This window comes from Rufibacter ruber (assembly GCF_001647275.1).
Taxonomy (GTDB): domain Bacteria; phylum Bacteroidota; class Bacteroidia; order Cytophagales; family Hymenobacteraceae; genus Nibribacter; species Nibribacter ruber_C.
The window spans coordinates 20,600-44,328 of record NZ_LRMM01000027.1 but is presented as its reverse complement, the minus strand read 5'-3'; the positions used below and the strand labels follow the sequence as shown (position 1 = coordinate 44,328).

General features: G+C 51.9%; 19 protein-coding genes and 1 pseudogene. 13 read left to right on the top strand and 7 right to left on the bottom strand.

Annotated features, from left to right (window positions below; genetic code table 11):
* Positions 1-396 precede the first annotated feature (396 nt).
* The 3 genes from A8O25_RS12125 to A8O25_RS12115 all read left to right on the top strand — a co-directional run bounded on the left by A8O25_RS12125 (position 397) and on the right by A8O25_RS12115 (position 4,893).
* Positions 397-2,688, top strand: a complete 2,292-nt coding sequence (locus A8O25_RS12125) for a T9SS type A sorting domain-containing protein (protein WP_066835187.1) — start codon at positions 397-399, stop codon at positions 2,686-2,688.
* 227 nt (positions 2,689-2,915) lie between these two features.
* Positions 2,916-4,139, top strand: a complete 1,224-nt coding sequence (locus A8O25_RS12120; RefSeq protein WP_066835185.1) for a CaiB/BaiF CoA transferase family protein — start codon at positions 2,916-2,918, stop codon at positions 4,137-4,139.
* A gap of 73 nt (positions 4,140-4,212) precedes the next feature.
* Entirely contained in the window at positions 4,213-4,893 is a 681-nt protein-coding gene (locus tag A8O25_RS12115; protein WP_066835183.1) for a hypothetical protein, read from the top strand.
* Positions 4,894-5,484: 591 nt separating this feature from the next.
* On the opposite strand, the gene A8O25_RS12105 is transcribed toward A8O25_RS12115, so the two are convergent.
* Positions 5,485-7,380 carry an ABC-F family ATP-binding cassette domain-containing protein gene (locus tag A8O25_RS12105; protein ID WP_066835179.1) on the bottom strand — a complete coding sequence of 632 codons (1,896 nt, stop codon included), beginning with the start codon at positions 7,378-7,380 and terminating at the stop codon, positions 5,485-5,487.
* Between the two features lie 135 nt (positions 7,381-7,515).
* A complete protein-coding gene (locus A8O25_RS12100) occupies positions 7,516-7,887 on the bottom strand; it encodes an SPW repeat domain-containing protein (RefSeq protein WP_066835174.1) in 372 nt (123 codons plus the stop codon).
* Between the two features lie 12 nt (positions 7,888-7,899).
* Between A8O25_RS12100 and infB the strand changes: the two are divergent.
* A pseudogene (gene infB / locus A8O25_RS12095) lies at positions 7,900-10,485 on the top strand (translation initiation factor IF-2); the annotation flags it as partial.
* A gap of 527 nt (positions 10,486-11,012) precedes the next feature.
* Here the strand turns inward: infB and A8O25_RS12085 are convergent.
* The gene (locus A8O25_RS12085; protein ID WP_066835170.1) at positions 11,013-11,444 is read right to left on the bottom strand and encodes a hypothetical protein; all 432 of its coding nucleotides are present in this window, start codon (positions 11,442-11,444) and stop codon (positions 11,013-11,015) included.
* A 228-nt stretch (positions 11,445-11,672) separates the two neighbouring features.
* Between A8O25_RS12085 and A8O25_RS12080 the strand changes: the two genes are divergently transcribed.
* The 8 genes from A8O25_RS12080 (at position 11,673) to A8O25_RS12050 (ending at position 19,557) form a co-directional block, all read left to right on the top strand.
* Positions 11,673-12,455, top strand: coding sequence for an enoyl-CoA hydratase/isomerase family protein (locus A8O25_RS12080; protein ID WP_066835168.1), 783 nt, complete (start codon positions 11,673-11,675; stop codon positions 12,453-12,455).
* Between the two features lie 163 nt (positions 12,456-12,618).
* Positions 12,619-13,011 carry a lipopolysaccharide biosynthesis protein gene (locus tag A8O25_RS23830; RefSeq protein ID WP_241499011.1) on the top strand — a complete coding sequence of 131 codons (393 nt, stop codon included), beginning with the start codon at positions 12,619-12,621 and terminating at the stop codon, positions 13,009-13,011.
* The gene (locus A8O25_RS12075; RefSeq protein ID WP_241499010.1) at positions 12,978-14,117 is read left to right on the top strand and encodes a lipopolysaccharide biosynthesis protein; all 1,140 of its coding nucleotides are present in this window, start codon (positions 12,978-12,980) and stop codon (positions 14,115-14,117) included. The genes A8O25_RS23830 and A8O25_RS12075 overlap by 34 nt, the downstream gene beginning before the upstream one ends.
* 17 nt (positions 14,118-14,134) lie before the next feature.
* Positions 14,135-14,581: a dUTP diphosphatase gene (dut, locus tag A8O25_RS12070; RefSeq protein WP_066835204.1), complete on the top strand. Its 447-nt coding sequence runs from the start codon at positions 14,135-14,137 to the stop codon at positions 14,579-14,581.
* A 117-nt stretch (positions 14,582-14,698) separates the two neighbouring features.
* Positions 14,699-15,706 (top strand): sugar phosphate nucleotidyltransferase, encoded by a 1,008-nt coding sequence (locus tag A8O25_RS12065; RefSeq protein WP_066835166.1) that lies wholly within the window; start codon positions 14,699-14,701, stop codon positions 15,704-15,706.
* Between the two features lie 15 nt (positions 15,707-15,721).
* Entirely contained in the window at positions 15,722-17,476 is a 1,755-nt protein-coding gene (locus A8O25_RS12060; RefSeq protein ID WP_241499009.1) for a tetratricopeptide repeat protein, read from the top strand.
* The gene (lolB1, locus tag A8O25_RS12055) at positions 17,469-18,224 is read left to right on the top strand and encodes a lipoprotein insertase outer membrane protein LolB1 (protein WP_066835162.1); all 756 of its coding nucleotides are present in this window, start codon (positions 17,469-17,471) and stop codon (positions 18,222-18,224) included. Before A8O25_RS12060 ends, lolB1 begins: the two co-directional genes overlap by 8 nt.
* On the top strand, positions 18,211-19,557 hold the full coding sequence (locus tag A8O25_RS12050) for a murein hydrolase activator EnvC family protein (RefSeq protein WP_066835160.1): 1,347 nt from the start codon (positions 18,211-18,213) through the stop codon (positions 19,555-19,557). Before lolB1 ends, A8O25_RS12050 begins: the two co-directional genes overlap by 14 nt.
* A 412-nt stretch (positions 19,558-19,969) precedes the next feature.
* Here A8O25_RS12050 and A8O25_RS12045 read toward each other — a convergent pair whose 3' ends face one another.
* From A8O25_RS12045 to A8O25_RS12035, 3 genes are all read right to left on the bottom strand, one after another.
* The gene (locus A8O25_RS12045) at positions 19,970-20,689 is read right to left on the bottom strand and encodes an SAM-dependent methyltransferase (RefSeq protein ID WP_066835157.1); all 720 of its coding nucleotides are present in this window, start codon (positions 20,687-20,689) and stop codon (positions 19,970-19,972) included.
* A gap of 425 nt (positions 20,690-21,114) precedes the next feature.
* The gene (locus tag A8O25_RS12040; RefSeq protein WP_066835155.1) at positions 21,115-21,882 is read right to left on the bottom strand and encodes an alpha/beta fold hydrolase; all 768 of its coding nucleotides are present in this window, start codon (positions 21,880-21,882) and stop codon (positions 21,115-21,117) included.
* Between the two features lie 42 nt (positions 21,883-21,924).
* Entirely contained in the window at positions 21,925-22,503 is a 579-nt protein-coding gene (locus A8O25_RS12035; RefSeq protein WP_153042721.1) for a PH domain-containing protein, read from the bottom strand.
* 77 nt (positions 22,504-22,580) lie between these two features.
* Between A8O25_RS12035 and A8O25_RS22970 the strand changes: the two genes are divergently transcribed.
* Positions 22,581-22,910, top strand: a complete 330-nt coding sequence (locus tag A8O25_RS22970; protein WP_153042720.1) for a hypothetical protein — start codon at positions 22,581-22,583, stop codon at positions 22,908-22,910.
* Here the strand turns inward: A8O25_RS22970 and A8O25_RS12030 are convergent.
* A complete protein-coding gene (locus A8O25_RS12030; RefSeq protein WP_066835150.1) occupies positions 22,904-23,620 on the bottom strand; it encodes a pyridoxine 5'-phosphate synthase in 717 nt (238 codons plus the stop codon). The two genes, A8O25_RS22970 and A8O25_RS12030, sit on opposite strands and share 7 nt — an antisense overlap.
* Positions 23,621-23,729 lie beyond the last annotated feature (109 nt).

The window sequence follows — 23,729 nt, the reverse complement described above, 5'->3', positions numbered from 1 at the left end:
AAAGGTGGTTTTGGTGTTAAAGTTATTTAAATCGCTAAATGCAAGTAAAAATATATAATAAAACAAAGAAGGTGTTTGTAAGATTGATTGAAAGTGCAATTAGAGTGAAACTGCTAAAAATTGCTTCCGTTAAAGAAGATATAACAATGAAATAGAACATTGTTTAGTTGTTAGACCTTTAAGAAAAGATAAAAATATGAAAATAATTGTACTACCTCTCTTGATCAAATCTAAGATTGCTGATCTTACTTATCAGATCTTCCTGAACTAAGGTTCCATTCTTTCTTTACCCCCTTGTGGGTCTTTGAGTTGCTGCTTCTTTAGCGAAAATATCCAAACTGCCATTTTTTTCCTATTGTCATGAAAAAACTAATACTTTCATGGGGTTGTACCCTATTGCTTATACTTTTGGGTTTGGCGCAGCAAGCGCAGGCGCAGTGCACTTCTTCCAATCAGTGCTTTGATTTTACCTTTTTAGGTGCTGAGAACCTTGAAAATGATTATGTGCGGTTGTCTTTCAGAATCAAAACCAACTGCTCCAATGATTTAAGCTATGCAGCTTTTGAATTACCAAACGGAGCAGGCGTTACCTCAAACGCTGTTTCTTATGCCTCAGAAAAGTATAATTACAAAGTAGAGAATGGTACGAACAACCCTTTCTACTCAATTAAATTTGAGGGTGTTGGCATTAACGGTTATAAAAACGGAGCTACAGACGTCTTTACCTTTGATGTAAGTGCTTTTGAATTTTCAACCATGCGCACCCTGCGGGTGGCCGCCAAGGCGTCAACTACTGTAGGCATGGTAACCTTTGACTTAGCCAAATGTGGAGTATTAACTGGTGGTGACGGCTCAACTGGCGGAAACACAGATGGTAACAATGGCGGTGGCAAGGGGAAAAACAACGCTGGAAAAGGAAATGACAACAACGGCGGTGTAAAATGCAACACTTCCCAGCCTTCAGACATTTCAGGTCCTGCCAATCCTTGCCCTGGTGATGTGGTAACCTACTGCATCAAAGCTGATTCAAAATATACTTCTTACGTGTGGGATGTGCCAAGAGCGCATGCCGGTAACGCCCCTTCCGGATGGGAGATCATCTCTGGCCAGGGTACCAACTGTGTGACTGTAAGAGTGGGTATGAAGCCTGGTACAATGAAAGTGAAAGTGAACCATGCTGACTGCGGTACCAAAGTTCGTACAAAACCTGTGCACCCAGGTAAGAAAATGGAAGTAGTGATCACTGGTCCGGCCCAGTTCTGCCAGGGAGATGTGCTCAAGTTTGAGGCAGATGTAGAGAAAGTAAAAGCCAACGGAAATGGCAACGGCAATGCCGGGAACAAAAAATCTTTTGACTATGACTGGTCAGTGCCTGCTGGCTGGGAGATTGTTTCTGGACAAGGAACCGACTTGTTGATTGTGAAAGCAGGAAATACTACCGGTGAAGTTTCTGTGAGTGTATCAAGCAACCAGAAGAAAAACAACAAAATCTGCGGCGCTGGGTATGATGCCATTCCGGTAACTAAAAAGCCAAACTGCAGCCCGTGCACCAAGCCTGATCTGCAAGTGAACGCTCCAGATGAAGTTTGCCCAAGCCCAACCAAGAACTATACGTTCTCTGTGAAGAACCCAGATGCAGCCGGTAAAATCAAATATCAGTTCTTCTTGCCAGATGAGTTTGAAGTAGTGAGCCAGGCCTACGGATCTGTAACCGTAAAAGTGAATGCACCAGTAGATACCACTCTTTATGTAACAGTGGTAGCGGTAAATGCCAACAACTGTGGTGCTGAGGCGGTTTGCTTGCCAGTGAAAGTGGTTGAATGTGAAAACACCTGCCCAACCGGTGCCCCGCAAGTAACACTGGTAGCCCCAGACACTGTGTGTAACCTCTCTGATGATACCTACCGCTTTGAAGTGGCCAATGTGCAGGAAGGCGTTACTTATGAATTCCAATTGCCAGAAGGTTTCATCCCGGTTGACGAAGGAAACGGATATGTTGAAGTAGTGGCCATCTTTGAAGAAGACCAGCTGGGCCAGCCATTGACTGTGAGAGTAATTGCTACCAGCGAGTGTGGCACAACAACAAGAGAGGCTACAGTAGTGGTGGCTGACTGTGGCGCCGGTACCCCGCTTCCGGTATCCCTGACCAGATTTGAAGGCGTGTCCCGCAACGGTGCTGTAGAACTGGTTTGGACAACAGCCACAGAGATCAACAATGACCGCTTTGAGATTGAGCGTAGCGCCAACGGCAAGGACTTTGTAAAAGTGGGCGAGGTAAAAGGCTCCGGTAACACATCAGTGATCATTGACTACGCCTTCACTGACCGTAGCGCCGCCAAAGGAACTGCCTACTACCGCCTTCGTCAGGTTGACCTGGATGGTACTACAGAATACTCAAAAGTAATCTCTGTCAACAACGCAGGTGGCGCAGAAGTAAATGGAACGGCAAAAGTGAGTGTGTTCCCTAACCCAGTGACCAACGGCAATGTGAACATCCGCTTTGCAGAACTTCCCAAAGGCACTGTGAATGTTCGCCTGGTTGACCTGAGCGGCAGAGTGCTGCACACAGGAGCCATGAACGCTGACGGTACCTTGAACCTGACTGGCCTGGGTTTAAGCCAGGGAATCTACATGATCTCTATCACGGCAGACGGTGTAACTGAAACTCAACGCCTGGTAGTGAGATAACAGAAACAGAAGTTTTTACAATAGGATGCTTTGGAAAAGCGGCGGCCACAAGGTCGCCGCCTTTTTTTTTGCCTATCCTGGTTTGGCAGATTGGTGGGGTGAAAAGTAAATGAAGGCGAGTTGCATAGTGAGGGCATGGAAGGGAAGACTGTTTTTGCCTGGACGGTGCCTGCACTTTTCATTTACCTGTTTTTTGCCCATTTTTGGAAAAACAGCCCAAAAACAGAATGCCGCAGAACCAAGGTGCGTTCCATGATCTACTGGTAGTGGAATTGGCAAGTGTGCTGGCCGGCCCCAGCGTAGGTCAGTTCTTTGCCGAGATGGGAGCCACAGTCATTAAAATAGAAAACCTCCGCTCCCGCGGAGATGTGACCCGGCAATGGAAACTTTCATCTGAAGACCCTTCCCGCGACGTGTCTGCCTATTTTGCCGCCGCCAACTGGGGAAAGAAGTCTGTTTGTCTGGACCTGGCCTCGGCTGAAGCCAAAAGAGCGGTTTATGATCTCGTGGCCAAGGCAGATGTGGTGCTGGTGAGCTTTAAGCCGGGAGACGCTGAGAAATTAGGAATGGAGTATGAAACCCTGTCAGCCAAAAACCCCAGGCTCCTTTATGGCCATGTGACCGGGTATGGCAATGAAAGCAAAAGGGCCGGATATGATGCTGTGCTGCAGGCCGAGGCGGGTTTCATGTACATGAACGGTGAGAAAGGGGGCGGGCCAGTGAAAATGCCGGTAGCCATGATAGATCTCATGGCGGCCCACCAGCTAAAAGAGGGGCTGCTGGCGGCGCTGTACCTGCGGGAAAAAACCGGGCAGGGGCAGTATGTAGAAGTTTCTCTGCTGCGGGCGGCGCTCTCTTCGCTGGCCAACCAGGCCACTAATTACCTGGTGGCGGGAAAAGCCCCTGAAAGAATGGGTTCTGAGCACCCCAATATTGTCCCTTACGGTACGGTCTATACCACGGCAGACGGCAAAGAGCTGGTGCTGGCGGTAGGAGATGACCGGCAGTTCTCCTCTCTGTGCCAGGTGTTGGGGGAGCCCGCGCTGGCGGGGCAGGAGATGTATAAAACCAATAAGGGAAGGGTAATAAACCGGGTGGCGCTCAATGTGCGTTTATCTGAATTGGTAAACCGGTTTGAGCGGGAACCGCTGCTGCAGGCGTTGATTCAGCAACATGTGCCGGCAGGGGCGGTGCACACGGTGCCTGAGGCGCTGGCGCAGCCACTGGGGCTGGGGCAGTTGCTGGCCGGTGAAAACGGGCAGTGGCAAGGGGTGCGACAGGTGGCGTTTACCGCTGAGATGGTGACCCGGGCAGAGTTGTCATTCCCGCCCGGGTTGGGGCAGCATACATGGGAAGTGCTCCAGGAGGTGGCTGGGCTAACTAGCCAGGAACTGGCGCGCATGGCAGGCCAGGGGCAGATTTACCCGGCCGGTTCAGAGAATGAAAACTAAATTGGCGCTGCCAGGGTACAATTGAAGAACAAACACTAGTACGCAGTAAGGCAACAAAACCAAAAGATGAGCTATGGAAGACAGGATAGAGTCAATTTTTGAAGGTTTGCGTCAGAAGTCAAGCACCAAGCAGGCTATCTTCAGAAACACCAAGGAAATCTTTGAACAGCTGCGGTCTTGTGCCATTAAGATTGTAGACAGCTTAAAAGAACGTTTTTCTGGGGTAGATGCCAGTGTGGTAATTGAATACCGCAGCTACAATGACTTTGAATTCCATATCAAGTTCTCAGGTGATCTGCTCATTTTTGTCATGCACTCCAACATCATCACCCTGCCAGATGAGCATGAGCTGATGCGCAGCCGCTACGTAGATGAAGATTTCAGGCGCCGGTTCTTCGGGCATATCATGGCGTATAACTTCATGGCTGACTCTATCAGGTACAACCGGTTAAATGACCCTGGCTACCTGCTGGGGCGGGTGTTGATCAATATTGACAACCATTTCTACCTGGAAGGGGTGAAGCAGCTGGACCTGTCTTACAATGACATGGCTAAAAATAAAATAGACGAGGAGACGCTGCGTCTTTTCATTGAAAGTGCCATGATTGCCGCGGTCAACAATGACCTGGTGGCGCCAGAGGTAGATGAGATCAGGAAAATCACCGTGAAGCAGAAGCTGGAGGAGCAGCAGGTGAGTACTCCTCAGAAAGTAGGCTTCTCCTTCAGTTACCAGAGAAAGCCCAACGTGTATTAAATAGAGCTATTTTCCGCGGTGCGGAAAGAAATTGGGAGGAGCCCGTGGCTGAGTAAAATCTGCAACGGGCTTTTTTCTTAGCAGTTAGGGGAGATCAGATGGTTAAAGCCAGCTCTTGTGCCTCTATTCTGGGGAGGTGTTGGTTTGTAAGCAGCCCATAAGCCCCTGTTTACATATTGATTTTGCAGGCGAAACCGGGGAGTAAAAGGTTTTTCTGCAGTTTTTTAAGCAGCATGACAACGCTAGGGGGTGAGGCAACCGTTAGTCTAGGATTCTTTTAATATCCGTTTGCGGTACAAAAGACACTTGTGCTCAGGCTCTAATCATGGAAGCCCCTTCTCTCTTTGGTTCTAAGCTGAACTGGGGTGGGTGGTTTTGGTCTGGTGCTTGTGCTGAAAACCAGCTTAGGCGGGTTTTCTGTTTTGGAGCCGTTTTAGCCAAAACGGCTCCAAAACAGAAAGGCACAGAAGTAGGGTGCCCTGAAATTGTTGGAGTTTTGATGGAATGGATTTTCTGATGAATTGGTGGTGGGTTTCCTATTTCGCGTTATTAAAGAACAGCCCGGAAATAGGAATTTGGAATTCACGGCTTCTATATAATCTCCGCCAGTTCCAGCCAGCGCATGGTTTTAGAATCAACCTGGTCTGTGATCTGCTGAATGCGCTGGGCCATTTCTGCCAGACGTTTGTGGTCGCCTTCGCCGGAGTTCATCTCTTCTGTCAGCTTTTCTTTTTCTGCTTCCAGCTCCTCAATTTGTTTCTCCAGTTGCTCGTACTCCTGCTTCTCCTTAAAGGTGGCTTTGCGCTTGGGTGTCGTTTCTGCAGGCGCTGCCGGGGTGGCAACGGGGGCTGGGGCGGCGGGGACAGAGGAGGGGCTTGTTTCTTTCTCTGCGGTCAAGGCTTCCCGCTCTTTTGCCCATTCCCGGTAATCTGTGTAGTTGCCCGGGAAATCACGCAGGTGGCCGTTTTCCTCAAAGACAAATAAGTGCTCCACCAGGCGGTCCATGAAATAGCGGTCGTGGGAGACAATCAGAAGAGAGCCGCCAAAGTTGATCAGGAAGTCCTCCAGAATGTTCAGGGTCTGAATGTCCAGGTCATTGGTGGGCTCGTCCAGAATCAGGAAATTGGGGTTCTTGATCAGGACGCGCAGCAGTTGCAGGCGTCTTTTCTCACCGCCGCTCAACTTGCTCACAAACGTGTACTGCTGCGCGGGCGGAAACTGGAAGTGTTGCAGAAACTGGCTGGCCGTAATGGTTTCGCCGTTGCCGGTTTCCACTACCTCGGCCACTTCTTTCACCACGTCAATCACGCGCTGGTTTTCATTGAAGGTGAGCTCAGACTGGGTGTAATACCCAAAGACGGTGGTCTGGCCGGCAATGATTTCACCGCTGTCTGGGGCCAAGCGGCCGGTCAGCATGTTCAGAAAAGTAGTTTTGCCGGCTCCGTTGGGGCCTACAATGCCTACGCGGTCTTTCTTTCTGAACACATAGCTGAAATCATTGAGTACCACTTTGTCGCCAAACCGTTTGCTCAGGTGGTCAATCTCCAGAATCTGGTTTCCCTGCCGGGTGCTTTTCACTGACAGCTCCAGCTGGGTGCGGGTATCTTTCTGTGAAGTTTTGTCTTTAAGGTCGTAAAAAGCGTCTACCCTTGATTTAGACTTGGTGCCCCGGGCGCGCGGCTGCTTGCGCATCCAATCCAGTTCTTTCTTCAGCAGTTGTTTGGCCTTGCCCATCTCAGCGGCATTGGCTTCCTCCTGTTCTGCCTTCTTTTCTACATAATAGCTGTAGTTGCCTTTGTAGGTGTACAGCTGGCCGCGGTCCAGTTCTGCAATCTCATTGGCTACCTGGTCCAGAAAGTAGCGGTCGTGGGTCACCATGAGGAGCGTAGTCTGCTCAGTGGTCAGCAGGTTTTCAAACCACTCAATGGTTTCCAGGTCCAGGTGGTTGGTGGGCTCATCCAGGATCAGCAGGTCCGGTTCCTCAATCAGCACCCGCGCCATGGCCACGCGTTTTTTCTGTCCGCCAGACAGGTGCTCTACCATCACCTCCAGGTTCTGGATGCCCAGTTTGCCTAAGATTTGTTTGGTGCGCACCTCATATTCCCAGGCGTGCAGGTTCTCCATGCGCTCCATCACCTTCTGCATTTTGGCGTCAGACACGTGGGGGTCGGCAATACAGGCCTCGTAGTCTCTGATAGCCTCCAGCACTTCGCTTTGGCCTGAGAAAATGGCCTCCTGCACGGTGGCGCCGGCCGGGAACTCGGGCTGCTGCCACAGGTACCCTACTTTGATGCCTTTGCGTACGCTCACAGTGCCGTTGTCTGGCGGAATGGTACCGGCCAAAATCTGCAAGAGGGTGGTTTTTCCGGCGCCGTTGGCTCCAATCAAGGCTACGCGTTGCCCGCGGTTAATGCCAAAGGTAAGGTTCTGGAACAGCCAGCGGTCTCCGAAGCTTTTAGATATAGCGTCTGCTGATAGGTAATTCATAGAACAAAGGTACGCAATGGGAAGGGTGTAAGCTACACCGGTTTTTGCCCCAGGGGTAAAACAAAAAAAAAGGCCGGGGAAATTTCCCGGCCTTTTTTCTGCTTTTTCTTTAACTAACTGGCGTCTACACTAGAATTAGTGTGTATGGCCATGGTTCATGCTGCTCCCTCTGTAGGGGTGGCGGGCATTGGCAGGACCGGCATTGGTCACAGCGCCATGCTCAGGAACCACACGGGTCATCATAGCCTGCAGCAGGATCACAATACCTACAATCAGGTGCGGCAGGTACACATACTCATCAAAATTAAAGATCCAGGGTGAGGCCGCCAAGAAAATACCAATCAGGTAGTCCATGTTCAAGTGCATGTTAGCAGACATGGCTCTGAATACGCCCACTTCCCAGTTTGTCATGAGGTTCTGCAGTAAAATAACAGCACCCACTATAATGGGAACCCAGGTTTCGGCGCCGCCACGGTCAAAATCAAGGATGAACGGAGCCGCAATCAATAAAATGTAGCCAAAGCCCCAGAAGCCCCGGCTGCCCCCGTAGCACCAGAAAAACCGGCGGCACCACAGCCACCTGCACCTGCTCCGGCACCAGAAGCGCCTAAGGCGGCGGCCCCAGCTCCCCAGGCTCCCAAGCCCCCGGTAGCTCCGGCTACGCCAACCCCACCGGCAACCCCGGCGCCGGCACCTCAACAGCCAGCACCTCAACAGCCAGAAGCAGCGGCGCCAGAAGCTCCGCAGGAGACTATCAAAGCCCAGGCTGACCAGTTGAAAGGTCTTACTGTATTAGGTAAGATTGAACTGCCGGTGAGCGGTGGCCGTGGCAAAGGAGGTAAGCCGGTAGCTTCTTCAGATGAGCGCCGCAGAGGCAACCAGCCTGGCGGTCAGGGACAAGGCGGAGACAAAAAGAAACGTAAGCGCATTGAGGTACCTAAAACCGGTGCCCAGGGCGGAACCAATACATCTGCACCACAAGGCCACCGCGCCGGCGACCGTGCTACCAGTACCCGTCCGTTAGGGACAGGTCAGGCAGCCCAGCGCCAGGGTGGAACCGGCGGTGCGCAGCAAGGCAACCGCCCGGGAGGAGGTGGCTACCAGGGGAACCGTCCAGGCGGTGGTCCAGGTGGTAACCGTCCGGGAGGCGGCAACAACCGTCCGGGGCAACCATCTGCTCCGCGTGCAGAATTGACTGATAAGGAGATCCAGGATCAGATCAAGGCTACCCTGGCCCGCTTGAGCGGTGGCAAAGGAGGCAACCAGGGCAACAGATCCAAATACCGCCGTGAGAAACGCTCTGCCGTGGCAGAGGCCGCTGATGAGCGCAGAATGCAGGAGCAGCTGGAGTCTAAGATTCTACGCGTTACTGAGTTCGTGTCTGCCAATGACTTGGCAGCCTTGATGGACGTGAGCGTGAATGATGTGATCAAGGCCTGTATGAACTTTGGCATGTTTGTGTCTATCAACCAGCGCCTTGATGCCGAAGCCATCACCATCATTGCCGATGAGTTTGGGTATGATGTGCAGTTTGCCTCTTCTGAGGAAGAGGAGAACGCCAATATTGAGGAGGTAGACGCAGAAGAAGATCTGAAGCCGCGGGCCCCAATTGTGACCATTATGGGTCACGTTGACCACGGTAAGACCTCTTTGCTTGACTACATCAGAAATTCAAAGGTAACCGCCGGTGAGGCAGGGGGGATCACCCAGCACATTGGTGCGTACCAGGTAACCACAGACGGAGGTAAGAGCATCACCTTCTTAGATACGCCGGGTCACGAGGCCTTTACCGCCATGCGTGCCCGTGGTGCCAAAGTAACAGACGTGGTCATCATTGTGGTAGCCGCTGATGACAGCGTGATGCCGCAGACCAAAGAGGCTCTTAACCACGCACAGGCGGCGGGTTCACCTATTGTGATTGCCATCAACAAAGTTGATAAACCAACCGCCAACCCAGACAAGATCCGTGAGGAACTTGCCCAGTTGAATGTACTGGTGGAAGAGTGGGGTGGTAAGTACCAAAGCCAGGAAATCTCGGCCAAGACCGGACAAGGAATTGACGAGTTGCTGGAGAAGGTATTGCTGGAGGCTGAACTCCTTGAGTTGCGGGCCAACCCAGACCGCCGCGCGGTGGGTACCGTGATTGAAGCCGCCCTTGACAAAGGCCGTGGCTACGTGGCCACCATTCTGGTACAAACCGGTACGTTGGAAGTAGGTGACGTGATTGTTGCCGGTTCCCATTACGGCCGTGTGAAAGCCATGACAGATGTGCTAGGCAGACGCCATAAAAAAGCAGGGCCCTCTGCGCCAATTCAGGTGTTAGGCCTTGATGGCGCACCGCAGGCCGGTGACAAGTTTGTGGTGATGGAGACCGAGCGTGAAGCCCGTGAGATTGCCAACAGCCGCCAGCAGTTGCAGCGTGAGCAGAGCATGCGTACCAAGAAACACATCACCCTGGATGAGATTGGCCGTCGTTTGGCCATTGGTACCTTCAAGGAGCTGAACGTGATTGTACGCGGTGACGTGGACGGTTCAGTAGAAGCCCTTTCTGACTCATTATTGAAACTGTCTACTGAAGAGGTGCAGGTGAACATCCTGAGCAAAGGAGTAGGTCAGATCTCCGAGTCAGACGTTCTGTTGGCTTCGGCTTCAGACGCCATCATCATTGGCTTCCAGGTTCGTCCTTCGGCCAACGCACGTAGGCTGGCAGAGCAGGAGCAGATTGACATCAGGCTCTACTCTATCATCTACAACGCCATCAATGAGGTGAAAGACGCCATGGAAGGTATGTTGGCGCCAACGGTACAAGAAGTGGTAGTAGCCAACGTAGAGGTGCGGGAGGTGTTCAAAATCACCAAAGTGGGTACCATTGCCGGCTGTATGGTCACAGATGGAACCATTACCCGTAACTCCAAAATACGTTTGGTGCGTGACGGTATTGTGGTTCACTCAGGTGAGATCCTCGCCCTGAAACGCTTTAAAGATGATGCCTCTGAGGTAAGACAAGGCTACGAGTGCGGTATCAGCATCAAGAACTACAATGACCTGCAACAGGGAGATATCATTGAGGCCTACGAAGAGCGCGAAATCAAGCGTACCCTGTAATACACAGAGACCAGCAAGTATTCAATTTTTCCAGAAGCCCCGCCCCGTGCGGGGCTTTCTGCTTTCTATGCATCCTGATGAGAGCTTCTTTACAAGTTAAACGCGTGAGGCCAGCTAAGGTGGGGTTCTTCTATTGCGGTTTTAGAGTTTCGTAGCAGCGCTACAAAGCCAGGGAAAGCGTAATGGCCCCTTGCCGCTCAAAAGGCAAATTTTGAACAGGCTCTCCATCTGGGGGATCATGTAGAGGGAGGGGTAAAATGCAAAAACCTGTTTTCGGCCTACTTTTTGAAAAACAGCCCGGAAACAGGAAGGCTTCTGCCGACTGACCATGGTTGAGCGCTTGAGCAGAAGCAGGAATGTTTGTAAACCGCAAAGGTTAGCCACTCTCAGAAAGGCTGCTCCTTCTTGCACACCATTCATTCCTGTTTCTGGGCTGTTTTTCAGAAAACAGCCCAGAAACAGCAGGAAATGAAAAAGCCCCTGCTCCGGGTGGGGCGCAGGGGCTTTTTCATAAGCAGGAAGACCCGTTAGAAGAAGAGAAACTTCTTGTCTCTCTTTTTAAGGCCTTCACGGTAGAGTTTCCCGTTAGGGTTTTCCTGGTCAATGAGCTTCTTAGACTTTTTCTGTTTCCTGGGCTTTTTGCCTTTGGTCTTGTGCTTGTAATCGCCCATGGAGAAACTGCCCTTGCCCGTGTCATATTTGTTGGGGGCCAGTGAGTACCGGGGGCCGGCGCCGCCTGAGGTTTTTGCCTGGGCAATGGCCTTCTGGCGGTCCAGCAGCATTTTGCGGTCAGCGTTGGCGTCAGGGGCTTCGCCTTTCTTATAGCCGCCAGGGCCTTTTCTGCCTATTTCCTTTCTTGCCTTGCTAGACTTTATTTTTTGTGCGTGTACCTCTGGGGCAAGGGCTAACAGCAGTAATAACCCCAGCGCGAAGGTGAAATACCGGAGAAGTGATCTCATTAGAAATAAGTTAGAGAATGTTTGCTAGGTAACTTAGAATCAGGGACTACAGTTCCTGAAATTTTTGATAAGTACGAAAAGAAATCCGCTATTTCCTATGTACCTACCCTTATTTTAGGGCCAGCCAAAGGATTTTTCTGCAAGTCATGGGAAGCAGCATATTCTGTGGGGTTTTCTTTATATTTGCTCCTTTCAATTCTAGAATTCCTGTACGTTAGAAAATAAACCATGGCCAACTATAACAACCTGCTACTGGAGAACCAAGGTGGTGTTTTATTTATCACCATTGACCGCCCTAGCAAGATGAATGCCCTCAATATTGAGACTGTGAAGGAGATCAACGCGGCCATGCAGGAGGTGTATGATGACCCAGAGGTGCGGGGCGTGATTATTACCGGCAGCGGGGAGAAAGCCTTTGTGGCCGGGGCAGACATCTCTGAGATTGCCGAACTGAACGAGGTGAACGGCCGCCGGTTCGCGGAACGCGGGCAGGACGTGTTTGCCATGATTGAGGAATGCCCTAAGCCGGTGATTGCCGCCGTGAACGGCTTTGCCCTTGGCGGGGGCTGTGAACTGGCCATGGCCTGTCACATTAGGGTGGCCAGTGACAATGCCCGTTTTGGACAGCCGGAGGTGAACCTGGGCATTATACCCGGCTACGGCGGTACCCAGCGGCTTACCCAGCTGGTGGGCAAAGGCAAAGCCATGGAACTGATGATGACCGGTGACATGGTTTCGGCGCATGAGGCCAAGGAACTGGGATTGGTCAACCATGTGACCGCCCCAGAAGACCTGATTAGCAAGTGCCTGGAGATCATGCAGAAGATTGTAGCCAAAGCCCCCCTGGCCGTGGGCATGATTGTAGACTGCGTGAACGCCTGGTATGACAAAGAGGAGCACGGCTACCAGACAGAGGCCAACTCGTTCAGCCGTTGCTGCGGTTCTGAGGATTTTAAAGAGGGCACTTCTGCTTTCCTGGAGAAGCGTAAGCCTCACTTCAAAGGAGAATAATTTATCCACGCTCTCGTTTAGGTGCTGACCAACGCTAAGTTTACTATTCCCGTTTTTGGGCTGTTTTTGAGAAAACAGCAAAAGGGAATAGTCGTAAATGGCAGACTCCCCTCTTTCACCTGTATCTTTGTCACCCGTTTTCTTCTGTTTTTAAATACGGTATATGAGTATAGCCAAAAAGCTGGTAGGGCAGACCGCTGCCTATGGGTTGAGCAGTATTGTGGGGAGGGCCTTGAACTACCTGCTGGTTCCGCTGTACACGGGGGTGTTTGCCCCAGATGAGTACGGGGTGGTGACCAAGCTCTACGCCATAGTCGCTTTCCTCAATATAGTGTACACCTACGGCATGGAGACGGCTTTTTTCCGGTTCTCCAACAAACCAGACGCAGACAGAAGAGCCCTGTACCACAAGGTGCAGACACTCATCATCTGCTCCAGCTTACTGTTGACGGCCGGTTTCATTCTGTTTGCGTCGCCCATTGCGGCCGGGTTGGGCTACCCCGGCCGGGAGGAGTATGTGCTGTGGCTGGCATTACCATGGGGGTTGATGCCATAGTGGCCATCCCGTTTGCCCGGTTGCGGCTGGAGAACAAAGCAGCCCGGTTTGCCATTATCAGGTTGACCAATATTTTCCTGGTGATTGGGGGTAACCTGTTCTTCCTGCTGTTTTGCCGGCATGTGTATAATGGGGAATACCTGACGGAGCTGCGGCCAATAATTGCAGCCATCTATGATCCAGAATTAGGGGTAGGGTATATCTTTCTGGTGAACATGGTGGCCAACCTGCTGTTCATTCCCATGCTCTGGAAAGAATTCTCAGATTTCAGGTTTAAACTCTCTTTGCCTGAGATGTGGCCCATGCTGGTGTATGCGTTCCCAATCTTGATCATGGGGCTGGCTGGCGCTACCAATGAGATGCTGTCTCGGCTCATGTTGGAAGACTGGCTCCCCGAAGGCTTTTATGAAGGCATCAGCAATGAAGAAGCGCTGGGTATTTTTGGGGCCAACTACAAGCTGGCCATTATGATGAGCCTCATGATCCAGGCGTTCCGGTATTCGGCAGAGCCGTTCTTTTTCTCCCAGGCGCAGGACAAGAACTCCCCCGCCACCTTTGCCGCGGTCATGCGCTGGTTTGTGATTATCTGCGCCCTGGCCTATCTGGGCATAAGCGCGAACCTGGACATCTTTCAGTATTTTCTGGGGCAAGAGGCGTACCGCACGGGTATGGAGGTGGTGCCGGTACTGCTGCTGGCGTATCTTTTCAACGGGGTGTATTATAACCTCACCGTCTGGTTCAAACTCACTGACAAAACCCAGTATGGCACCTACATCACCATCTTTGGCGCTATTGTCACAGTGGTGGCCAATTACCTGCTGATCCCGGTGTGGGGCTCCATGGGCAGTGCGGTGGCGGCCTTTCTCTGCTACTTCACCATGAGTGTGGTGTGCTATGCCATTGGGCAGAAGTATTTCCCGGTGCCGTACCCGCTCAAGGCCATCTTTGGCTACCTGATGCTGGCTACCGGGCTGATCTGGCTGGCGTACGCGTGGGAGCTGGAGAATTTCTGGCTGAGGCAGGTGTACCATCTGGGGCTGTGCGGTGTGTTTCTAATAGTGGTGTGGGTAGTGGAGAAACCCGCGCTGCGGCGGATAAATAGATAAATTTGTATATTGGCATAATGAAGTCAACACTCCCCGTTAAGGTGCTTAACCTGGGCAAGCACCCTTTGCCCGCGTACCAGACAGAACATTCTGCAGGCTTAGACCTGCGGGCCAATTTAGAGGCTCCTGTTACCTTAAAGCCGCTGCAGCGCGCACTTATCCCTACGGGGCTCTGCATTGAGCTGCCTGAGGGCCATGAGGCGCAGATCAGGCCCCGTAGCGGACTGGCCTTTAAACACGGTATTTCTATTGTGAACACCCCCGGCACCATTGATGCAGACTACCGCGGCGAAATTAAGGTGCTGTTGGTCAACCTCTCAGACGCTGACTTCGTTGTAGAAGATGGGGAGCGCATTGCCCAGATGGTGGTGGCCCGGTATGAGCGTGTAGGCTGGCAGCCGGTTGAGGAGCTGTCTGAGACAGAGCGCGGTGCTGGTGGCTACGGCAGCACAGGCAAAAAGTAACCTGTCTGTTTTTGGCTTGTTTTTTCGAAAACAGGATAAAAATAGTATTTATACTATATCTTAAATCTGGCATTCCCGTAGGAGGCCATACTAATTCAACCTTATTTCAACGTTACTATGAGAATTATTGTACCAATGGCCGGCATGGGCAAGCGCATGCGTCCGCACACGTTAACTGTTCCTAAACCTTTGGTTCCTATTGCCGGCAAGCCTATTGTGCAGCGTCTGGTAGAAGATATTGCCAAGGTTTGCCAGGAACCCATTGAAGAGGTGGCGTTTATCATAGGCCGCTTTGGGAAAGAGGTAGAGGCGAAGCTGCTTAAAATTGCCGAGTCTGTTGGTGCTACGGGTTCCATTCACTACCAGGATGAGCCGCTGGGTACTGCCCACGCCATTCTTTGCGCCAAAGAGGCGTTGAAAGGCAACGTGGTGGTGGCATTTGCAGATACCTTGTTCAAAGCAGATTTCAAACTGGATACTTCGGCCGAAGGCACTATCTGGGTGCAGAAAGTTGAGGACCCGCGCCCGTTTGGCGTGGTGAAACTAAACGACCAAGGCCACATCACCGAGTTTGTGGAGAAGCCGCAGGAGTTTGTGTCTGACCTGGCCATTATTGGTATCTACTACTTCAAAGACGGGGAATACCTGCGCAGCGAGCTGCAGTACCTCATTGACAATGATATCAAAGACAAAGGCGAGTACCAGATCACCAATGCCCTGGAGAACATGAAGAGCAAGGGCTCTGTGTTCATTCCCGGCCAGATCTCTGAGTGGCTGGACTGCGGCAACAAAGATTCTACCGTTTATACCAACCAGCGCTATTTGGAGTATATTAGAGACGAAGAAGGTCTAGTGGCCTCTTCTGCCCAATTAACCAATACCGTGATTATTCCGCCGGTTTATGTGGGCGAAAATGTGGTGCTGAACAATTCAGTGGTAGGTCCGCACGTTTCTATTGGAAATAACACACAAGTAAGTGGCTCAGTGGTGAGCAACAGCATTGTACAGGAAAACACAAAAATTGACAACGCGCTGATTTCGAACTCCATGGTAGGAAACCATGTTGTGTACCAAGGCACGCCTGCTGACCTCAGCGTGGGTGACTACAATGTCTTGCGCGGATAGAAGGTGACTTAATTTATGCTGAAAAGAGGACTCACGATAGTGGCCGCTGTGTGCGGAATGGTAGTAGCGGGGGGAAAAGGCTATGCCCAATCTGAGCGCAGAAAGGAAAAACCTGCGGCAGCTGAGGCCGCCGCAGCTTTGCCTGCCTTCACGGCACAGGAGCAGCAGCTAAGTGAGTCCTATTTTCTGGAAGGCATGAAGTTTTTTGTGCTGGAGGAATACGGGAAAGCCCTTGACCGTTTCCAGCGCGCCTACGCCATTAGCCCCACCAATGCCGCGGTCAACTACAAGCTGGCTGAGACCAGCCTGCTGCTGGGGAGCGTGCGGGGAGCGTTGCCTTTTGCCAAGGCCGCACTGGAGTTAGAGCCCAAGAACCAGTACTACCACTTACTGCTGGCCCAGATCTACACCAACCAGCAGCAGTATGAGGAGGCCATCAAAGTCTACGCCCGCCTTACCACTGAACTCCCCAACACAGAGCAGTACCTCTTCAACCTTACAGATCTTTACTTAGCCAAGAACCGGCTAGATGACGCCCTGCGCACCCTGGGGCAGATTGAGGAAAAGTACGGGCTCATAGAGGAGATCTCATTTAAAAAGCAGCAAATCTACCTCAAGCAGAACAATCTGGAGAAAGCACTGGCAGAGGGAAGAAATTTGATTGAGGCCAACCCAGATGAAGTAAAATATCTGTTAGCCCAGGCTGAGATGCTGGCGGCCAACAAGCGGGTGGCAGAGGCCATTCAAATGGCAGAGAAAGCCCTCAAAGTTGCCCCAGACAACGCCTACGGCCGGTTAATGCTGGCAGACCTGCTACAGCAGCAGGGCAAACATGCAGAGGCAGACGTGCAGCTGGAGCTCGCCTTTGGGAACAGCAGCCTGGATATAGACTCTAAGGTGAAGATTCTGGTAGACTACATCAGGCGTTTACCAGATGCCAAAGTAGCCACCCAGGCCATTAAGCTGGCTGAACTGACCACCAAAGCACACCCGCAGGAAGCCAAAGCCTTTGCGGTGGCGGGTGACATCTATGTGAATGCAGACAAAAAGCTGCAGGCGCGGGATAATTACCTGAAAGCGGTGAAACTGGACCCTGGCCACTTCAAAATCTGGCAGCAGATTGTGCTGCTGGATGGGGAGATGAACCACACAGATTCATTGATTGTGCATTCTGAGCGGGCGCTGGAGTTCTTCCCTAACCAGCCTATGTTCTGGTACTACAACGGGGTGGCGCACTTGCTCAACAAGAACTACAGCAAAGGGGCTAAGTCACTGGAGTACGGCCGGCGCATGGCTGGCAATAATGTGGAGCTGCAGCTGCAGTTCAACCTGCAGTTGGGAGATGCCTACCATTCTCTGGAGCAGTATGACCTGTCTGACCAGGCGTATGATAGGGTATTGGCTATAGACCCCAACAACCCCCATGCGCTCAACAACTACAGCTATTTTCTCTCTTTACGCGGGCATAACCTGGCCAAGGCCAAGATCATGGCGGGGGTGCTGGTGGCCCAGTTTCCAGACAATGCCACCTACCTAGACACGTACGCATGGGTGCTGTATAAACTCAAAGATTACCAGGAGGCGAAACGCTTGCTAGAAAAAGCCGTAGCCTTATCTTCTGATGCTACCATTATTGAGCACTACGGCGATGTCTTGTACCAGCTAGGTTCCCGGGAAGCCGCCCTGAAACAGTGGGTAAGGGCTAATCAGGTTGGTGGTGCCTCTGAGGCCATCAGTAAGAAGATTAAAGACAAGAAACTGTATGAGTAAATATATCTATGCCCTTGGGTTAAGCATGTTAGTCTTAGTAGGGTGTACCAAAAAAGCCGTGCCTGGCGCATCTGCGGCCGCTGAACCTGAGAAAATCAACAAGGTGAGCGTGGTGAACACAGACTACCAGTATTTTTCGGCCAAAGGCAAAATCCAGAGCGAGAACAGCAAGCTAAGCGCAAACCTTACGCTACGCGTAAAGAAGAATGAGGTCATCTGGGCTTCTGTGCAGGCTTTTGGCCTGGAAGCGGCCCGCATGAAGATTACCCCAGACTCAGTGTACCTGGTAAACAGAATGAAAGATGAGTACCTGGTGGGGTCTTATGAAACGCTGCGCAAGCGCTACAACATAGATGTAGATTTCAAGACGCTGCAGGAGATCTTAATTGGCAACTATGTGCCAGGCCCCCCCTCGCTGGAGAAAGTAATCATAGAAGGGCCCGTGCAGCACATCAGGCAACAGCGGGGCAGCCTGCAGGTAGACCAGTTTATTGATACCACCCGCTACAAACTCAAAAGGGTAGAAGTAAGGAGCCCGCAGAGCAAAGACCTCATGACGGTAGACTACCAGGATTTTGAGGATTTGAACGGGAAGCCTTTCCCCATGGCGCTGCTGCTTTCTATTCAGCAGCCAGAGGGAGACAACGGGAAAGCATCAACCGTGGGAGTGCGGTTAAGACAGGTTTCTACCTCAGACACTTCTCTGGATTTCCCTTTTTCTGTACCTTCGGGGTATGAACGTAAATAGGTCGGGGATCCTTTTTCTTTTTCTTCTTCTTTTTCTGGTGAGTCCTTACTGCGCAGAGGCGCAGAAGAAATCAACACGCACCACCAAAAAGGCCCCTACTAAGAGCAAAGCCCAGCTGGAGCGCGAAAAGGCGGCCAACCTGCGCCGTATCAAAGAGGCCAACCGCATTCTGGAGCAAACCGCCCAAAAGAAGCAAGCGTCTTTGGGGCAGCTGAACGTGATCAAGGAGAAGATCACCGTGCAGAAGGGCGTGATCAAAAACATCTCCTCAGAGATCACCTACCTCAACAAAGACCTGCAAACCACAGAAGAAAAAGTCTCTGAGACCCAGTCTGACCTGGAGCGGCTCAAGAAGGAGTATGCCCGCCAGATTTACGCCGCCTCCAAAACCGCCAACAGCTACAACAAGCTCATGTTCCTGTTTGCCTCAGAGTCATTCAACCAGATGATGCGCCGCATGCGGTACCTGCGGCAGTACACAGAGGCCCGTAAAAAGCAGGCCGCCGCCATTGAGCAGGTGCAACAGAACCTGAGTCAGCAACTGTCTACCCTCACCACCCAGAAACAGCAGAAAAAAAGCCTGTTAGATGTACAGCTGAAGGAAAACAAAAACCTGCTCACCATGCATGACCAGCAGGACCAGGTGATTCAGCAGTTAAGCCTGCAGGAGCAGTCCCTGAAGCAGGAGGTGGAGAAACGGCAGCAGGCCGTGCGGCAGCTGGATAACCTGATTGCCGAGCTGGTGCGCGAAGAGATTGCCCGCGCCGCCCGTGCGGCAGAGGCCGCGGCCAAGGCCAAAGCCGCCCGTGAAGCCGCCGCCGCCGCCAAGGCCGGAAAACCCGCCCCAGAACCGACAGAGCCCGCCAGATCTACCGCCAGCACCAACCGCGTAACCCTTACCCCAGAAGGAGCCGCCCTCTCCTCAAACTTTGCCAGCAACAAAGGCCGTTTTGCGTGGCCGGTGGGCCGCGGGTTTATCTCCCAGCGTTTTGGGCGCCATAACCACCCCGTACTCAGAGGTGTGGTGGTAGAGAACCGCGGCATTGATATTCAGACCGGTGCCAATGAGCAGGTGCGTTCTATCTTTGGCGGAAAAGTATTGGCGGTACAGACCATACCGGGCATGAACAACATTGTCATGATCCAGCACGGCGAATACTTTACCGTCTACGCCAAGCTGCGCACTGTGAATGTGTCTGAAGGGCAGGAGGTAGACGCCAAACAAGCCATTGGCACCGTTTATACAGATGCTGAGGGCACCTCTGAGCTCCAGTTCCAGATCTGGAAAAACCAGTCTAACCTGAACCCCGAAGGCTGGCTGCAGCGGAAATAGTGATTTCTGTTTTCGCTGTTTTCTGAAAAACAGCCCGAAAACAGCAGTGCCTCAATTCTTCTCTCTACGGAAGAAATTCACTCTACCTGTCCTGCTAAAGGGATCTTGCGCGCGAAACGTAATAGCAGTAACTGCCCCGTTTTTCTAGTTTTTGAAAATAGGTTGCTGTAAAGGTTAACTTCCTGTTTTTAGCCTGTTTTTCAGAAAATAGCCCCAAAACGCAAAAAGCGGTATTCCTTCTCCCTCTGGGAGAAGGTTAGGGTGAGGGTAAATGGTTGGGAGTTTAAACGTACGTTGACCGTTTGTCATGCAGATTGCCAAAGCAATCCATACCTGTTCTTTGCGTACGCTGTTTTGGCCAAAACAGGCCTAAAACGCAAAGTTCACATTTGTCTTCGGCGAAGCCGGAGAATTACCTTCTATAGATCAGAAAGACGGCCGGTTGTTTGTGCAGGTCCGGTACCTTGCCTTTCCACTCGCTTACTTTGAGTGTTTTGATGAACTCATTGGGCCCCGTGATGTTGGCGGCAATGCAGAGTTTGGTGTCTTTGCCCAGGTTCTGCAGCAGGTCATCAATCATCTGGCGGTTGCGGTAGGGCGTCTCCATGAAAATCTGGGTCTGGTCTTTCTGCGCCATCTCCTTCTCCAGCGCCCGCAGTGCCTGAATGCGGTCCCGCTTCTCAATGGGCAGGTAGCCGTGAAACGCGAAACTCTGCCCGTTAAACCCAGAGGCCATCAGCCCCATCAATATCGCCGATGGCCCTACCAGCGGCACCACCTTCACGCCATGTTGGTGCGCCAGTCGCGCCAACTCCGCACCAGGGTCGGCCACGCCGGGGCAGCCTGCCTCTGAGATGATGCCGCCGTCTTGCCCGGCCAGCAATGGTTTTAAAGCGGCAGTCAGTTCGGTATCAGAAGAGTTCTTGTCAATGACCGTGATGGCCAGTTCCTCAATAACCTGCGCGGGCGCAATGGATTTGATGTAACGGCGGGCGGTGCGGGCGTTCTCTACCATGAAATAGGTCAGCCTGCCGGTCACTTCGGCCACCTGCGGGGAAATGACCGCCGCCGCGGTGTCCTCGGCCAGAACCGTGGGGATTAAGAAAAGCGTGCCTTTGGCGGAATTGGTCATAAGTTGTTGGTACTGGTTCTGGTGGGTAATGCTACTGCGGGCAGTCAGATGCCATGTTTTCTGGGAGCTTTTGTTCTTCCCCAGGCTTCTTCTCTTTTTTAGCCTAGTTCTTTTTCTGTCATCCTGAAAGGATCTTGGGGGCGAGCGGTAGTAGCTCTACTTAAAACGCTTCTCTTGCTCGCAACCAAGATTCTTCCAGAATGACAAAAAAGGGGGACGGCATCTGGTATAAACTAAACTACTTAAATAAACGCTATGGCTGTGCGGCTACAAGGGCCTTACAGAAGGACACAAGCGGGGAAAGAGCTGTTCCTGAAAACAGATTTAGCAAGTCTGGAGGGGTTGAAACGCCTTTGCCGTTTGCCCACAAGGTTCCTTCAGAATGACAAAAGTGGAGGGAAAATGGCTTTCAATTTCCGCCAGACTTACCTCTGCAAAAACGCCATTGACAGTTTGAAGAACTCCTGCGGCTGTTCGGCGTGCAGCCAGTGGCCGGCGTTTTCAATGGTCTGTATCTCTGCGTTAGGGAACAGGCGCTTGATTTGCTCGGTGTCCTGCTCGGGTTTGATGTAGCGCGAGTTGCCGCCGCGTAGGAACAGGGTTGGTTTGGTGAACGGCGTGTCTGACTCAATGTTGCCCAGAATAGAATCCAGGTTGGCCTCTATTGACTCCAGGTTCAAGCGCCACGCAAATTTGTTATCCTCGGTGCGGTACAGGTTTTTGAGCAGGAACTGGCGGGTGCCGAAGTCCGGGACTTTCTGGGCCAGTTGGTCATCGGCATCCTGCCGACTTTGCAGCGTGTTCAGATCAATAGAGTGAAAACCGGCTAGAATATCATCATGGTGCGGCGGGTAAGCTTTGGGCGCAATGTCAGCTACTAAGAGTTTTGAAAGCTTGTCTGGGTGCTGCAGCGCGAAATTCATAGCTACTTTCCCGCCCATGGAGTGGCCTAAGATGGCGGCGTCCTGAATCTGGTGCTGGTCAATGAATTCCCGCAGGTCATCAGACATGAGCTGGTAGCTGAAGTCTGGCGTGTGCGGCGACCGGCCGTGGTTGCGCTGGTCAATGAGGTAGACTTTGAAGTGCTCGCCGTAGTACTTTGCCAGCGTCTGCCAGTTGTCTGAATACCCGAACAGACCGTGGAGAATCAAGAGCGGCGAGCCTTCGCCTATGGTGCGGTAATGTAATTCCATGAGATTGAAGTTGACGTGCAAAAGTAACGTTTCTGACCTGTTTTACAGAAAACAGACCCATTTCGTTCTGGTCTGCAGCGGCACCTGCGGCCAAAGCGCCTTCAACTGCTCCAAATCAATTAAGAGTGAAGTGATGGTGACTGCCCTTCCGTCCTGCAGCGTGAGGGTAAGATACGTATAGTTGCTCCAGAAAGAACTTCTGGACGAGCAGCGGGTTTCCAGCAGGCTCCTGATTTGGTTTTGCTGCAACAGAAACTTCTGCCCCGGCCGTAGCAGCAGCGCGGTTCTGGTGTCTTTCTCCAGCTCCAGCGCGCTTTCCCGCTCATGCCGCCAGTACTGGAAATGCACCAGCAGGGTGGGCAAGGAGAACAAAAACAAAATTCCGCCCAGGGCGATGGCCAAAATACGCTCCAGGTGCGTGTCTGTGTGCGCCCGCAGCAGCAACCCGAACATGACTAAAGCCAGCCAAAAGCTAATCAACGACCAGAACACCAGCTTAAACTGCCGCGCCGGCGTTAAAAAATACACCCGGCCCTGCCGATTAAACACGCGCAGCAGGAACCGCACCACAAAATGCGCCACCACCACAAAAGCCGCTATCTTGAACAGCATGCCTAGCATAGGCGGTGCGTTTTAGGGCTATTTTTCTGAAAACAGGTTAAAAACAGGTGTTGGGTCATGGGGTGTTCTGGTAAGTTATGACTAAGGAAAGAACTGCTTTCCGTTTGGTCATTCCCTCTTTTCTGATTTCCTCATTTCTCTCTTTGGTTCTTTCTCCCTCTTTTGTCATTCTGGAAGAATCTTGTGGGCGAACTGTAGAGGCGTTATTTCTTCACATTAAAAATGGTAAAAACACTCTACTATACAAGTATATAGAGAAGAACCACTGCTTTTCTAGTTTGCCACAAGATTCTTCCAGAATGACAGGAGGGGGGAAGGTGCATTTGGAAATAACAGGCTTTTCAGGCTCTTCCGTTTTCGAGCTCTTTTTCAGAAAGCAGGCCGAAAACAGAAAACACCATCAATAATTCAACTGGCGAAGGTACAACTGAATGGTATTCTCCAGACCGAAGTACAGCGCGTCACAGATGAGGGCGTGGCCGATGGAAACCTCAGCTAAGTTAGGCAGCTGCTCTTTGAGGTAGCGCAGGTTGTCTAAGTCCAGGTCATGGCCGGCGTTCAGGCCCAGACCGCATTCCGCGGCCACGCGGGCGGCTTGGGCGTAGGGTTTTACGGCGGCTTCGCGGTTGGTTAAATACTGGTGGGCGTAGGCTTCGGTGTAGAGCTCTATGCGGTCGGTACCGGTTTGGGCGGCGCCTTCTACCTGCGCGGTGATGGGGTCTACGAAGATAGAGGTTCTAATGCCCAGCTCTTTGAATTGGGCAATCACGTCTACCAGAAAATCTTTGTGTTGGAGCGTATCCCAACCGGCATTGGAGGTGATGGCATCAGGTGCGTCTGGCACCAGGGTCACCTGCTCGGGCTTGACCTCTTTGACTATTTTGATGAAGTCGGGGGTGGGGTTGCCTTCAATGTTGAACTCGGTGGTGACCACTTTTTTGAGGTCGTACACGTCTTGGTAGCGTATGTGGCGCTCGTCTGGCCGCGGGTGCACGGTAATACCCTGCGCCCCGAACCGCTCGCAATCCAGGGCGGCCTGTACTACGTTAGGGCGGTTGCCGCCGCGGGCGTTCCGCAGCGTGGCTATTTTATTTATATTTACGCTGAGTTTGGTCATGGTGCAAAAGATTTACGTTTCTCCTACGGGAAATATAAACGTGTTCTTCGGCAAATATAAAACAAACTGCGCGGCACTTGCCTAAATGATTTTCACACCGCCGTTCTTT

What these genes read in the sequence shown, in the direction of transcription:
- A8O25_RS12120 (WP_066835185.1), top strand. Translation starts at nt 2,916, where the DNA reads ATGCCGCAGAACCAAGGTGCGTTCCATGATCTACTGGTAGTGGAATTG.
- A8O25_RS12115 (WP_066835183.1), top strand. Translation starts at nt 4,213, where the DNA reads ATGGAAGACAGGATAGAGTCAATTTTTGAAGGTTTGCGTCAGAAGTCA.
- A8O25_RS12105 (WP_066835179.1), bottom strand. Translation starts at nt 7,380, where the DNA reads ATGAATTACCTATCAGCAGACGCTATATCTAAAAGCTTCGGAGACCGC.
- A8O25_RS12085 (WP_066835170.1), bottom strand. Translation starts at nt 11,444, where the DNA reads ATGAGATCACTTCTCCGGTATTTCACCTTCGCGCTGGGGTTATTACTG.
- A8O25_RS12080 (WP_066835168.1), top strand. Translation starts at nt 11,673, where the DNA reads ATGGCCAACTATAACAACCTGCTACTGGAGAACCAAGGTGGTGTTTTA.
- A8O25_RS23830 (WP_241499011.1), top strand. Translation starts at nt 12,619, where the DNA reads ATGAGTATAGCCAAAAAGCTGGTAGGGCAGACCGCTGCCTATGGGTTG.
- dut (WP_066835204.1), top strand. Translation starts at nt 14,135, where the DNA reads ATGAAGTCAACACTCCCCGTTAAGGTGCTTAACCTGGGCAAGCACCCT.
- A8O25_RS12065 (WP_066835166.1), top strand. Translation starts at nt 14,699, where the DNA reads ATGAGAATTATTGTACCAATGGCCGGCATGGGCAAGCGCATGCGTCCG.
- A8O25_RS12060 (WP_241499009.1), top strand. Translation starts at nt 15,722, where the DNA reads ATGCTGAAAAGAGGACTCACGATAGTGGCCGCTGTGTGCGGAATGGTA.
- lolB1 (WP_066835162.1), top strand. Translation starts at nt 17,469, where the DNA reads ATGAGTAAATATATCTATGCCCTTGGGTTAAGCATGTTAGTCTTAGTA.
- A8O25_RS12050 (WP_066835160.1), top strand. Translation starts at nt 18,211, where the DNA reads ATGAACGTAAATAGGTCGGGGATCCTTTTTCTTTTTCTTCTTCTTTTT.
- A8O25_RS12045 (WP_066835157.1), bottom strand. Translation starts at nt 20,689, where the DNA reads ATGACCAATTCCGCCAAAGGCACGCTTTTCTTAATCCCCACGGTTCTG.
- A8O25_RS12040 (WP_066835155.1), bottom strand. Translation starts at nt 21,882, where the DNA reads ATGGAATTACATTACCGCACCATAGGCGAAGGCTCGCCGCTCTTGATT.
- A8O25_RS12035 (WP_153042721.1), bottom strand. Translation starts at nt 22,503, where the DNA reads ATGCTAGGCATGCTGTTCAAGATAGCGGCTTTTGTGGTGGTGGCGCAT.
- A8O25_RS22970 (WP_153042720.1), top strand. Translation starts at nt 22,581, where the DNA reads ATGACTAAGGAAAGAACTGCTTTCCGTTTGGTCATTCCCTCTTTTCTG.
- A8O25_RS12030 (WP_066835150.1), bottom strand. Translation starts at nt 23,620, where the DNA reads ATGACCAAACTCAGCGTAAATATAAATAAAATAGCCACGCTGCGGAAC.